We start from the raw sequence: 12,861 nt of genomic DNA on the forward strand, positions 1-12,861 counted from the left end.
CCACAAACGACATCTACGTCGCCCTCTCCACCGGCACCGGATTCGCCCCCAGCACCAAATGGCACGACCACTTCGGCCTCAACGGCGAAACCACCCTCTAATCCCGACAGACCGCCAGGAGGATCCATGGATCACCACCCCGTGAGCAGGCGACGACTCCTCACCGGCGCTGCCGGCGTCGCCGCGGCCGGTGCCCTCGCCGGTGCCTTCTCCGCGCCGACCTCGGCAAGCGCCGCAGGCAACGGGTACGGCCTGCGCATCGTCGCGCGGAACGAGAACGGCGGCCGGTTGCAGTACTACCGGTTCGCCACCGACGCCATCGAGTGGGACCCCGCGGTCAACGTGCTGCTGCCGGACGGCTACCACACCAGCGGCAAGCGATACCCGGTGCTCTACCTGCTGCACGGCGGCAACGCCGACTTCCGCACCTTCCACATGCAGGACAACATCATCAACCTCACCGCCGGCCGGGACATCATCGTCGTCATGCCGGACGCCTCCACCGGCTGGTATTCCAACCCGGTCACCAGCAACACCGGACCCCGCAACTGGGAGACGTTCCACATCGCCCAGTTGCTGCCCTGGATCGATGCCAACTTCCGGACCTTCGCCGAGTACAACGGCCGCGCGGTGGCCGGCTTCTCGATGGGCGGCTTCGGCGCTCTCAAGTACGCCGCGAAGTACTACGGCCATTTCTGCTCGGTGAGTTCCCACTCGGGGCCGGCCAGCCTGCGCCGCGACTTCGGTCTCGTCGTGCACTGGGCAAACGCCACATCGGCCGCCCTCGACCTCGGCGGCGGCACCGTCTACGGCGCGCCGCTGTGGGACGAGGCCCGGGTCAGCGCCGACAACCCGGTGCAGCGCATCGAGAGCTACCGCAACAAGCGCATCTTCCTGGCCGCCGGCACCTCACCCGACCCGGTCAACTGGTTCGACACCGTCAACGAGACCCAGGTCCTGGCGGGCCAACGCGAGTTCCGCGGCGCGCTGGCCCAGGCCGGCATCCCGCACGAGTGGCGGGAGGTTCCGGGCGGCCACTACTTCCGTCACGAACTGTTCGTCCAGGATCTCGGCGGCATGCTGGGACGGCTGCGTCGCGCCGGCTGACCCCGTACAGGGCGGTCGCCCGACCCCGTGTAGAGCACAGGCCGCCGTACCCGGAAAGGTACGGCGGCCTGGTCGGCGCGGTGGAGCCTCAGGAGCCGGGTGTGTTGCCGGCGCCCTTGGTGGTGGCAGTGAGGTAGTCGCGGTTGAGCCGGCCGATCGTGTTCAGTGGAATGCCCTTCGGGCAGACCACGGTGCACTCGCCAGCGTTGGTGCAGCCGCCGAAGCCGGCCTCGTCGTGCGCGTCGACCATGCCGATGACCCGGGTGTAGCGCTCCGGCTGGCCCTGCGGCAGCAGTGAGAGCTGGGTGAGCTTGGCGGCAGTGAAGAGCATGCCGGAGCCGTTCGGGCAGGCCGCCACGCAGGCGCCGCAGCCGATGCAGGCGGCCGACTCGAAGGCGGCGTCCGCGTTGGCCTTGGCCACCGGCGTGGAGTGCGCCTCGGGCGCGCTGCCGGTCGGCGCGGTGACGTAGCCACCAGCAGCGATGATCTTGTCGAAGGCGTCCCGGTTGACCACCAGGTCCTTGATGACCGGGAAGGCGCTGGCCCGCCACGGCTCGATGTCGATCGTCTCGCCGTCGGAGAACTGCCGCATGTGCAGCTGACAGGCGGTGGTACCGCGCTGCGGGCCGTGCGCGTCACCGTTGATCATCAGACCGCACATGCCGCAGATGCCCTCGCGACAGTCGTGGTCGAACGCCACCGGGTCCTCGCCGTCGAGGATCAACCGCTCGTTGAGCACGTCGAGCATCTCCAGGAACGACATGTCCGGGGACACGTCGTTGACCGGGTAGGTCACCATCCGACCCTTGTCCTCAGGGCCCTTCTGGCGCCAGATGCGCAGGGTCAGGTTCACTTGTAGCTCCGCTGCGTGGGGTGGACGTATTCGAACTTCAGGTCTTCCTTGTGCAGCACCGACGGCTCGCCGGTGGCGGTGAACTCCCACGCCGCCACGTACGCGAACCGGTCGTCGTCGCGCTGCGCCTCACCGTCGGGCGTCTGGTGCTCGGCCCGGAAGTGGCCGCCGCAGGACTCCTCGCGGTGCAGGGCGTCGATGCACATCAGCTCGGCCAGCTCGAAGAAGTCGGCGACACGGCCGGCCTTCTCCAGCGACTGGTTGAACTCCTCGCCGGTGCCGGACACCTTGACCCGCTGCCAGAACTGCTCGCGCAGGGCGCGGATCTCGTCGATCGCCTTGCGCAGGCCGGCCTCACTGCGCTCCATGCCGCAGTGCTCCCACATGATCTGGCCCAGCTCCCGGTGGAACGAGTCCACCGTCCGGTCGCCGTTGACCCCCAGCAGCCGCTGGATGCGGTCCTCGACGTCGGTGCGCGCCTCCACCGCCGCCGGGTGGCTGGCGTCGACCTTCTCCAGCGGGCCGGAGGCCAGGTAGTTGGCGAGCGTGGTGGGCAGCACGAAGTAGCCGTCGGCGAGGCCCTGCATCAGCGCGGACGCGCCGAGCCGGTTCGCGCCGTGGTCGGAGAAGTTCGCCTCCCCGATCACGAACAGGCCCGGGATGCTCGACTGGAGGTCGTAGTCGACCCACAGGCCACCCATCGTGTAGTGCACGGCGGGGTAGATCCGCATCGGCACCTCGTACGGGTCCTCGCCGGTGATCCGCTCGTACATCTCGAAGAGGTTGCCGTACTTGGCCTCGATGGCCTTGCGGCCCAGGCGGTTGATCGCGTCGGCGAAGTCGAGGTAGACGCCGAGCTTCGTCGGTCCCACGCCCCGACCCTCGTCGCAGACGTTCTTGGCGGCACGGGAGGCGATGTCGCGGGGGACCAGGTTGCCGAAGGAGGGGTAGATCCGCTCCAGGTAGTAGTCCCGCTCGTTCTCGGGGATGTCCTTCGGGCTGCGGTCGTCGCCCTTTGTCTTCGGCACCCAGACCCGGCCGTCGTTGCGCAGCGACTCGCTCATCAGGGTCAGCTTCGACTGGTGGTCGCCGGAGACCGGGATGCAGGTCGGGTGGATCTGCGTGTAGCAGGGGTTGGCGAAGTACGCGCCCTTGCGGTGCGCCCGCCAGGTGGCGGTGACGTTGCAGCCCTTGGCGTTCGTGGAGAGGTAGAAGACGTTGCCGTAACCGCCGGAGGCGAGCACGACGGCGTCGGCCATCTCGGTGGTGATCTCGCCGGTGACCATGTCCCGGACGACGATGCCCCGGGCCTTGCCGTCGATGACGACAAGCTCCAGCATCTCGTGCCGGGCGTTCATCTCCACGTTGCCCAGGCCGATCTGCCGCTCCAGGGCCTGGTACGCGCCGAGCAGCAGCTGCTGACCCGTCTGGCCCCGGGCGTAGAAGGTGCGCTGCACCTGGGCGCCACCGAAGGAGCGGGTGTCCAGCAGGCCGCCGTACTCGCGGGCGAACGGCACGCCCTGGGCGACGCACTGGTCGATGATGTTCACCGACACCTCGGCGAGCCGGTGCACGTTCGACTCCCGGGAGCGGAAGTCGCCGCCCTTGACGGTGTCGTAGAACAGCCGGTGCACCGAGTCGCCGTCGTTGCGGTAGTTCTTCGCGGCGTTGATGCCGCCCTGCGCCGCGATCGAGTGCGCCCGACGCGGGCTGTCCTGGTAGCAGTAGGACTTGACGTGGTAGCCCTGCTCGGCCAGCGTGGCGGCGGCGGACCCGCCGGCCAGGCCGGTGCCGACCACGATCACCGTCATCTTGCGGCGGTTGGCCGGGTTGACGAGCTTGGCCTCGAAGCGGCGGGTCTCCCAGCGCTTGTCGATCGGGCCGTCGGGAGCCCTGGTGTCGGCGATCGGGTCGCCCTCGGTGAAGAGTTCCATGTCAGGACACCAATCCGGTGAGAACGGCGAACGGGACCACCAGGTATCCGGCGCAGAGCGCCACGGAGAAGACCAGCGCGGCGTTGCGCGCCCGACGCTCACCTCGCGGCGTCTGCTGGCCGAGGCTGCGGAACGCGCTGAAGGCGCCGTGGCGCAGGTGGAAGCCGAGCGTGACGATCGCCAGGGTGTAGAAGAGCGTGACGTACCAGCGCTCCGGCGCGAAGTCGGCGACGACGTTGCCGAACGGCTTGGTGGGGTCGCCGACCGGGTTGAGCGTGCCGGTGGTCAGGTCCAGGATGTGGTAGATCACGAAGAGCAGGATGATCACCCCGCCCCACCGCATCGTGCGGGCCGCGTAGCTGCCCCGGACCTTCTTACGGTGGGCGTAGCGCACCGGGCGGGCGGCGCGGGCACGCAGCGCCAGCACCGTCGCGGCCCAGATGTGGCCGACGGCGGCCACCACCAGCCCGATGCGCATGATCCACAGGAACCACACACCGGGCAGCAGCGGCTTTCCGATGTCGCGCAGCCAGTGCGCGTAGCTGTCGAACGAGGATGCCCCCGCGAAGACCTTCAGGTTCCCGAGCATGTGCGCGATCAGGAACAGCACCAGCACAATGCCCGTCACCGCCATGACGGCCTTGAGACCGACGTTCGTGCGGATGGGCGACCGAGTTTTCGTCATGACCACGTGACCGACGCTAGGAGCACTTCAATCAGTCGTCCAATGCATCAAACTCGTAGTGTTGATAGCCGTAGGCTATGTAGATGCAGCTCCATCAGCTCCGGTACTTCGTCGCGGTGGCCGAAGTACGACATTTCACCCAAGCCGCCGACCTGGTAGGCATCACTCAGCCTTCTCTCAGTAAGCAAATTCACGCTCTGGAAACCGACCTCGGCGCCCCCCTCTTCGAGCGGGTAAGGGGAAACATCACACTGACCGCGGCCGGTGAGGTGCTGCTGCCGTTGGCGACCCGCATCCTCGCCGACGTGGAGACCGCCACCCGCGAGGTGCAGGAGCTGGTCGGGCTCCGGCGGGGCCGCGTGCGGCTGGGCGCCACCCCGAGCCTGGCCACCTCGCTCGCCCCGCCTGTGCTCCGCCGGTTCCGGGACGCCCACCCCACAGTCGACCTGCGCGTCGAGGAGGGCGGCTCCCAGGACCTGGTCCGCGACCTGCTCCGCGGTGACCTTGACCTGGCACTGATCATCATGCCGGCCCAGGGCGCGGACCCGGGCCTGCGCGTCGACCCGATCCTGCGGGAGAGCCTCGTGGTGGCCTCGGTGCACGAGGTGCCGACCGCTTCGGCGACCGGCGAGCTGCACATCACCGACCTGCGCGACCAGCCGATGGTGATGTTCCGGGAGGGCTACGACCTGCGCGACGCCACCATCCAGGCGTGCCGCGAGGCCGGCTTCGAGCCGACCTTCGCTGTCGACGGCGGCGAGATGGACGCCGTCCTCAGCTTCGTCGAGGCCGGGCTCGGCATCGCGCTGGTGCCGGGCATCGTGCTGGCCCGCCGCCCCGGGGTACGGATCACCCCACTGGCCCCGCCCGGGGTGCGACGGACCATCGCGGTGGCCCGCCGGAAGGACGTGGTGCCCACCCACGCCGGGCGGGAGCTGCGCCGGATCCTGCTCGACTACATCCAGTCCGCTATCGACCGCGACGACCTGCCGCCGGGCGTCGACCCGCGCTGACCCGCGAGGTCAGCGGCCCTCGGCGTCGTCCATGGCCCGGTAGATCCGCTGCTCCGAGACCGGGTACGGAGTGCCCAACGCCTGCGCGAAGACGTTCACCCGCAACTCCTCGATCATCCAGCGGATCTGGCGGACGGCGGCCTCCTGCCGGCGCGCGGGCGGCAGCGCGGCGAGCAGATCGTCGTACTCCTTCTGCACCACAGCGATCCGGTCCTGTTGCTGACGGTCGCGCTGCGGGTTGCCGCCGAGGCGGTCCATCCGGCGCTCGATGGCGGTCAGGTAGCGCAGCAGGTCGGGCAGGCGGGCGTACCCGGTCTCGGTGATGAACCCGGCGTGCACCAGGCCGGCGAGCTGCTTGCGGATGTCCGCCAACGCCGCCACCACGGCGAGGTTGCGGGTGGCGCCGAGCCGCTGCTCGACGGTGTACGCGGCGGCGAGGACCCTGCGCACCCGGTCCATCACCTCGACCACCGTGTCGACCAGGTCCGCCCGGACCTTCTCGCGCAACGCGGCGAAGCCCTCGGCGTCCCACGCCGGTCCACCGGCATCGCCGATCAGCCGGTCGATGGCAGCGCCCGCCGCGTCCTCGATCAGTTGCTGCACACCGCCGTGCGGGTTGCGGCTCAGCGCCAGCTTCGCCTCGTTGCTCAGCCGACCCTGGAGGAACCGGGCCGGGGAGGGCACTGTGAGCCGCAGCAGCCGCCGGGTGCCCGCCCACTGCGCCGCCTCCGCCTCGGCGGGGGAGTCGAACACCCGTACCCCGACCGTGGCGCCCTCGTCGACGAGCGCCGGATAGGCGGTCACCGCGTAGCCGGCGCGGACCTGTTCGATGGTCCGTGGCAGTGTGCCGATGCTCCACTCGCGCAGCCCGGTACGGGCCACCTCCGGCGCGGCGGCGGCCACCACCTGGCGTACCTCCTGGCGGAGTTGACGTTGCAGGGCCGGCAGATCCTTGCCCTCGGCGACCGGCTTCTCGTCGTCGCCCAGCACCCGGAACGTGACCCGCAGGTGGGCGGGCAGCTTCGCCGGCTCCCAGGCGTCCCGGGGCACTGTCACCCCGGTCATTCGCCGTAGTTGCCGGGTGAGCGCGTCAAGCAGCGGCTCCTCGCCCGGGGTGATCGCCGCCAGGGCGGCCCGCGCGAAGTCCGGCACCGGCACGAAGTTGCGGCGGATCGGCTTGGGCAGCGCGCGGATCAGCGCTATGACAAGCTCCTCGCGCAGCCCCGGCACCTGCCAGTCGAAGCTCTCCGCCGGCACCTGGTTGAGCAGCGGCAGCGGGATGTCCACTGTGACGCCGTCAGTGGGGGTGCCCGGCTCGAACCGGTAGGTCAGCGGCAGGGTCACCCCTTCGGCCTGCCACTCGTCCGGGTAGTCGCCCTCGTCCACCCCCGCCTTGCCGTCGTTTACCAGCAGGTCGCGGGTGAACGTGAGCAGCTCGGGCTGCTCCCGGCGGGTCTTCTTCCACCAGGTGTCGAAGTGCCGGCCGGAGACCACGTCGGCCGGGATCCGCTGGTCGTAGAAGCCGAAGATGGTCTCGTCGTCGACAAGGATGTCCCGGCGTCGGGCGCGGCTCTCCAACTCCTCGATCTCGCCGAGCAGGCGCTTGTTGTCGGCCCAGAAATGGTGGTGGGTCTGCCAGTCGCCCTCGACGAGCGCGTGCCTGATGAACAGCTCCCGGCTCAGCGCCGGGTCGATCCGCCCGAAGTTGACCTTGCGCGAGCTGACCAGCGGAACGCCGTACAGGGTGACCTTCTCGTAGGCCATCACCGCGGCCTGATTCTTCTCCCAGTGCGGCTCGCTGTAGCTGCGCTTGACCAGGTGCTGCGCGAGCGGCTCGACCCACTCCGGCTCGACCCGGCCGGCGATCCGACCCCACAGCCGCGACGTCTCCACCAGCTCGGCGGCCATCACCCAGCGCGGCGGCTTCTTGAACAGCGCCGAGCCGGGAAAGAGCGCGAACTTCGCGCCCCGGGCACCGAGGTACTCGTGCTTCTGGGCGTCCTTCAGGCCGATGTGCGACAGCAGGCCGGGCAGCAGCGACTGGTGCACCTTCGGGGTGTCGATCTCCTCCGGCAGGTCGGCCGCGTGCCGAGCCCGGCCGGCGTCCGCCTCACCGGAGGTGTCCCGCGCCGGCCGCCCGCCGCGCCTCTCGCCCTCGGCCGGGGTACGCAGCACCTGGCGCAGTTGACTGACGATGTCCTGCCACTCGCGGACCCGCAGGTAGTTCAGGTACTCCGCCTTGCACATCCGACGGAACGCGCTGGAGGACAACTCCCGCTGCTGCTCGCGCAGGTAGCGCCACAGGTTGAGGTACGCGACGAAGTCCGACTCCTTGTCGGCGAACCGGGCGTGCGCCTGGTCGGCCTGGGCCTGCTTCTCCGCCGGCCGCTCGCGCGGGTCCTGGATGGAGAGCGCGGCGGTGATCACCAGCACCTCGGCAGCGCAGCCGTTGCGCTCGCCCTCGACCACCATCCGGGCCAGCCGCGGGTCGACAGGCAGCTGCGCCAGCCGCCGGCCCAGCGCGGTGAGCCGCTTCGCCGGGTCGGCCTCGGTCGGGTCCAGAGCGCCCAACTCGTGCAGCAGGTTGACGCCGTCGGTGATGTTGCGCTTGTCCGGTGGGTCGATGAACGGGAACGCGGCCAGGTCGCCGAGTCCGATCGCGGTCATCTGGAGGATCACCGACGCCAGGTTGGTACGCAGGATCTCCGGGTCGGTGAACTCCGGCCGCGACAGGAAGTCCTGCTCGTCGTAGAGGCGGATACAGATGCCGTCCGACGTACGCCCGCAGCGCCCCTTGCGCTGGTTGGCCGACGCCTGGGAGACCGGCTCGATCGGCAGCCGCTGCACCTTGAGCCGGCTGGAGTAGCGGGAGATCCGCGCGGTGCCCGGATCCACCACGTACTTGATGCCGGGCACTGTCAGCGAGGTCTCCGCGACGTTCGTGGCGAGCACCACGCGCCGCGAGGTGTGCGCCGCGAAGACGCGGTGCTGCTCGGCGCTGGAGAGCCGCGCGTACAGGGGCAGGATCTCGGTGCCGAGCAGCGACCGTTTCTTCTGCACCAGTTTGGCCAGGGCGTCGGCGGTGTCCCGGATCTCCCGTTCGCCGCTGAGGAAGACCAGGATGTCGCCCGGCCCCTCGGCGGCCAACTCCTCGACGGCGTCGCCGATCGCCTGGATCTGGTCGCGGACGTTCTCCTCGTCACCGTCGCCGTCCTCCTCACCCTCGGCCAGCTCGACAAGCGGCCGGTAGCGCACCTCGACCGGGTAGGTCCGCCCGGACACCTCCACCACCGGCGCCGGTACGCCGTCGGGCTCGTCGGCGGTGGGCGGCCCGGCGAAGTGCCTGGCGAACCGGTCGGTCTCGATGGTGGCCGAGGTGATGATCACCTTGAGGTCGGGTCGTCGGGGCAGCAGCTCCCGCAGGTACCCGAGGATGAAGTCGATGTTGAGGCTGCGCTCGTGGGCCTCGTCGATGATCAACGTGTCGTACTGGCGCAGCATCCGGTCGGTCTGCAACTCGGCCAGCAGGATGCCGTCGGTCATGAGCTTGACCAGGCTGCGCTCGCTGACCTGGTCGGTGAAACGCACCTTGTAACCGACCACGTCACCCAGCTCGGTGCCCAACTCGTCGGCGATCCGGTCGGCCACCGTCCGGGCCGCCAGCCGCCGGGGCTGCGTGTGCCCGATGAGGCCGTGCACGCCACGCCCCAACTCCAGGCAGATCTTCGGCAGCTGGGTCGTCTTGCCGGAGCCGGTCTCGCCGGCCACGATCACCACCTGGTGATCGCGGATCGCGGCGGCGATGTCGTCCTTGCGCTCGCTGACCGGCAACCCCGCCGGGTACGTGATCACCGGCACCGCCGCGCGCCGGGCGGCGAGCCGCTGCTCGGCCCTTGCCACCTCGGCGGTGATCTCCGCGAGGGCAGCCTCCCGGCGCTGCGGGTCACGCAGCTTGCGGGCACCGTCCAGGCGCCGCTGGAGCCGGCGCTGGTCGCGGAACATCAGGGGAGTGAGGCGGCGGTGCAGCTCGCGTACCGGATCGGTCGCGGCGGCGGCGGCTTGATTCTGCATGTCGTGCCCAAGAATAGGCAGCGCGGCGGCGCAGCGCCCCCGGGTTACCGGCCCGACGGCCGCCCGGCGGGCCGGGGTCGGGCGGGCACGCCGCCGTCTAGAGTTGGCGGCCGACGTCGAGCGCTGGGGGCCGGGATGGAGCTGCGGGACACCGACCGTGCGCTGGTGCAGGCCGCCTCGGCGGTCGCCAAGCTGCGTTGCCGCAGCCAGCGCCACACCGTCGCGTCCGCGGCGCGTACCGCCGACGGGCGGGTCTTCACAGGCGTGAACGTCCACCACGAGACCGGCGGGACCTGTGCCGAGCTTGTCGTCATCGGCACTGCCGCGACGCAGGGCGTCACCGAGTTGGAGACGATCGTCACGGTCGCCGACCGGGGCCGCGAGGTCGTCGCGCCGTGCGAGCGGTGCCAGGCCGTCCTGCGCGACCACTTCCCGTCGCTGCGGGTGATCACCGGCCCGGTGGACGACCTGCGGGTGACCCCGCTGGGCTGAGCCGGTCTGGTCCGGCGGTGGGGTCAGTCGCCGGACGCCGCCTCCAGCATCGACCGGGGCATCGGCACGCCCTCGAACCGTACGTTGCCCTCCGGCACCATCCAGCTCATCACCCGCACGGCCAGCAGGCCGGCCCGTACCGCCGGATCGTTGTGGAACAGCTCGCGGGCCTCGTCCGGGCCGATCGAGAGCACGACGAAGCCCCGCAACCGCTCGTCGTCGCCGGCCAGGAACGGGCCGGCCGCGAGCACGAGGCCCTGCTCCACGAGGCCGGCCTGGTGGGCCAGGTGGGCGTCCCGCAACCGGTCGGCCGCGTCCAGCGGCAGCTCGGGGGCGTCCGCCGGCCGGACCAGGAGTACGACCGTGTGCTGGTCGAATCGCATGAGCCCACCCTAGGCGCGCCAGTCCTCCCGCGCGGGCGTCCGCCCTGGTCAGCCCTCCTCGGATAGACAGGTACCAGTTAGGCCCCCCTCAACGGTTCAGCTAAGGTAAGGCGAACCTAAGCGCGAAACGTGCAGGAGAATCGTGACCACCCTCGCCAGCCGGCCGGCCATGGCCCGCAGCCGGTCCGGCACCCGTACCGGCCGTCGGGTGGCAGTCACCGCCGGAGCCGCGCTCGTGCTGCTGCTCGCCGTACTGGCCAGCTTCGCGCTCGGCAGCCGGCAACTCGGCGTCGACCAGGTGTGGCACGCCCTCGTCGCGCCGGACAGCGGCGACGCCACAGTAATCGTCCGCGAGCTGCGGATGCCGCGTACCGCGCTCGGACTCGCCGTCGGGCTCGCGCTCGCGATGGCCGGCGTGCTGTTCCAGGCGCTCACCCGCAACCCCCTCGCCGAGCCGCGCATCCTCGGCATCAGCGCCGGCGCGTCGTTCGGCGTGGTCCTCGCCATCTCCGTCTTCGGCGTCGGGACCCTCGCCGGGTACGTCTGGTTCGGCATCGCCGGGGCACTCCTCGCCGGCCTGCTGGTCTTCGCCATCGCCGCCCGAGCCCGCGAAGGCGCCAGCCCGGTCACCCTCGCGCTCGTCGGCGCGGCGCTCGACGCCAGTCTCGCCTCCGGGGTGTACGCGCTGCTCAGCATCGACGCCCGCACCTTCGAGGAGTACCGGTTCTGGGTGGTCGGCGGACTCGCCGGCCGCGACCTGACCGTCACCGCCCAACTGCTGCCTTTCGTCGTCGTCGGGCTGGTGCTGGCCGCCGTCGTCGCCCGTGGACTCGACGCGCTGGCCCTCGGCGACGACGTGGCCCGCGGCCTCGGCCACCGCATCGGCCTGGTCCGCCTCGGCGGTGGCCTGGCCGCCGTGCTGCTGACCGGGGCGGCGGTGGCGGCAGCCGGGCCGATCGCCTTCGTGGGGCTCGCCGTGCCGCACCTGGCACGAGCCCTGGTCGGCGCCGACCACCGCTGGACGCTCGCCGTGTCCGCCCTGCTCGGGCCGGCGTTGCTGCTCAGCGCCGATGTCGTCGGCCGGCTCGTCGCCCCACCCGGCGAGATACCGGCCGGGATCGTCACCGCCCTGATCGGCGCGCCGCTGCTGGCGTTCCTGGTCCGTCGCGCCCGGGTGGTGACCGCATGACCACCACCACCCACCGCCCGGCTGACCCCTCTGGTCCGGCTGACTCTTCTGGCCTGCCTGGTCCGGCTGGTGCCCGTGGCGCGCTGCTGCCCGGACGGTCGCTGCTGCGGATCGGCCCGGTCAGCCTCCAGGTGCGCCGCCGCGCGGTACTTGTCGCCGTCGCGCTGACAGTCCTGCTCCTGCTGGCGATGCTGCTGAGCCTCTCGCTGGGCACCCCGTACGTCGCCGCGGGCGACGTCATCCGCTCGCTCTCCGGCGCCGGCACCCCGTACGACCTCGTTGTCCTTGATCTTCGGTTGCCCCGGATCCTGCTGGCCGCTGTGGCCGGCGCGGCCTTCGGTGTGGCCGGCACGCTCATCCAGAGCGTGGCCCGCAACCCCCTCGCGAGCCCCGACGTCATCGGCATCACCCAGGGCGCCGGCCTCGCCGCGACAGTGGCGCTGACCAGCGGGGCCGCCGCGGTCCTCGTGGCACCCAGCGCGCTTGTCGGTGGTCTGGTCGCGGCGGCCCTGCTGTTCGCCCTCGGGGCCCGGCACGGGCTTGCCGCCCAGCGGTTCGTGCTCGCCGGGGTGGCCGTGGCGTTCGCGTTCCGGGCGCTGATCGAGGTGGTCATGCTGACCGCCGACCCGATCGACGGGTTGCGCGCGCAGATCTGGCTGATCGGCACCCTTGCCGGCAAGGGCTGGACCGAGGCCGCCTGGATCGCCGGCACCCTGCTGGTGCTGCTGCCCGTGCTGGCCTGGGCCGGCTGGGCGCTCAACAGCACCGCCCTGGACGACGACACCGCACGAGGCGTCGGGCTGCGGCCGGTGGCCCGCCGGATCGGTCTCGCCAGCACCGGCGTGCTCGTCGCCGCGATGGTCACCGCCCAGGTCGGCGCCGTCGACTTCGTGGCGCTCGTCGCCCCCCAGTTGGCCCGCCGGCTGGTACGCGCCGAACGGCCGCCGCTGGTCTGCGCCGCTCTGCTCGGCGCGCTGCTGCTGGTGCTCGCGGACCTCGCCGGCCGGCGGCTGTTCGCGCCCACCCAACTGCCCGCCGGTGTGCTGACCGCCGCGATCGGCGGTCCGTACCTGATCTTCCTACTGCTGCGCGGACGGCGGCGGCCGTCGTGACGTCGCCCAGCCCGCCGCACAG

Annotated in this window: 10 protein-coding genes; 5 read left to right on the top strand and 5 right to left on the bottom strand. The window is 71.1% G+C overall.

The genetic code is table 11. The features are described 5' to 3' along the window. Positions 1-126 precede the first annotated feature (126 nt). On the top strand, positions 127-1,107 hold the full coding sequence (locus ADK66_RS08540) for an alpha/beta hydrolase family protein (protein WP_053653379.1): 981 nt from the start codon (positions 127-129) through the stop codon (positions 1,105-1,107). A gap of 88 nt (positions 1,108-1,195) precedes the next feature. Here ADK66_RS08540 and ADK66_RS08545 read toward each other — a convergent pair whose 3' ends face one another. From ADK66_RS08545 to ADK66_RS08555, 3 genes are read right to left on the bottom strand one after another with little or no spacing between them, the layout of a single operon-like run. Then, positions 1,196-1,960 carry a succinate dehydrogenase/fumarate reductase iron-sulfur subunit gene (locus ADK66_RS08545; RefSeq protein WP_053653380.1) on the bottom strand — a complete coding sequence of 255 codons (765 nt, stop codon included), beginning with the start codon at positions 1,958-1,960 and terminating at the stop codon, positions 1,196-1,198. Next, positions 1,957-3,894 carry a fumarate reductase/succinate dehydrogenase flavoprotein subunit gene (locus tag ADK66_RS08550; protein ID WP_053653381.1) on the bottom strand — a complete coding sequence of 646 codons (1,938 nt, stop codon included), beginning with the start codon at positions 3,892-3,894 and terminating at the stop codon, positions 1,957-1,959. Before ADK66_RS08550 ends, ADK66_RS08545 begins: the two co-directional genes overlap by 4 nt. Position 3,895: 1 nt before the next feature. Further along, positions 3,896-4,579, bottom strand: a complete 684-nt coding sequence (locus ADK66_RS08555; protein ID WP_082377338.1) for a succinate dehydrogenase cytochrome b subunit — start codon at positions 4,577-4,579, stop codon at positions 3,896-3,898. A gap of 83 nt (positions 4,580-4,662) precedes the next feature. On the opposite strand from ADK66_RS08555, the gene ADK66_RS08560 reads away from it, so the two are divergent. After that, a complete protein-coding gene (locus ADK66_RS08560) occupies positions 4,663-5,592 on the top strand; it encodes a LysR family transcriptional regulator (RefSeq protein WP_053653382.1) in 930 nt (309 codons plus the stop codon). A gap of 9 nt (positions 5,593-5,601) precedes the next feature. Here the strand turns inward: ADK66_RS08560 and hrpA are convergent, their stop codons facing one another. Then, a complete protein-coding gene (gene hrpA / locus ADK66_RS08565; protein ID WP_053653383.1) occupies positions 5,602-9,663 on the bottom strand; it encodes an ATP-dependent RNA helicase HrpA in 4,062 nt (1,353 codons plus the stop codon). A 135-nt stretch (positions 9,664-9,798) separates the two neighbouring features. Here hrpA and ADK66_RS08570 point away from each other — a divergent pair, with 135 nt between their 5' ends. After that, the gene (locus ADK66_RS08570; protein ID WP_053653384.1) at positions 9,799-10,155 is read left to right on the top strand and encodes a cytidine deaminase; all 357 of its coding nucleotides are present in this window, start codon (positions 9,799-9,801) and stop codon (positions 10,153-10,155) included. Between the two features lie 23 nt (positions 10,156-10,178). Here ADK66_RS08570 and ADK66_RS08575 read toward each other — a convergent pair whose 3' ends face one another. Next, positions 10,179-10,538, bottom strand: a complete 360-nt coding sequence (locus tag ADK66_RS08575; RefSeq protein WP_053653385.1) for a YciI family protein — start codon at positions 10,536-10,538, stop codon at positions 10,179-10,181. Between the two features lie 142 nt (positions 10,539-10,680). On the opposite strand from ADK66_RS08575, the gene ADK66_RS08580 reads away from it, so the two are divergent. Both ADK66_RS08580 and ADK66_RS08585 read left to right on the top strand, forming a co-directional pair. Beyond that, on the top strand, positions 10,681-11,727 hold the full coding sequence (locus ADK66_RS08580; protein WP_053653386.1) for an iron ABC transporter permease: 1,047 nt from the start codon (positions 10,681-10,683) through the stop codon (positions 11,725-11,727). Further along, on the top strand, positions 11,724-12,839 hold the full coding sequence (locus tag ADK66_RS08585) for an iron chelate uptake ABC transporter family permease subunit (protein WP_231639969.1): 1,116 nt from the start codon (positions 11,724-11,726) through the stop codon (positions 12,837-12,839). Before ADK66_RS08580 ends, ADK66_RS08585 begins: the two co-directional genes overlap by 4 nt. Positions 12,840-12,861: the final 22 nt, after the last annotated feature.

It is taken from the genome of Micromonospora sp. NRRL B-16802, from assembly GCF_001279555.1.
In the GTDB taxonomy this organism is placed as follows: Bacteria; Actinomycetota; Actinomycetes; order Mycobacteriales; family Micromonosporaceae; genus Micromonospora; species Micromonospora profundi.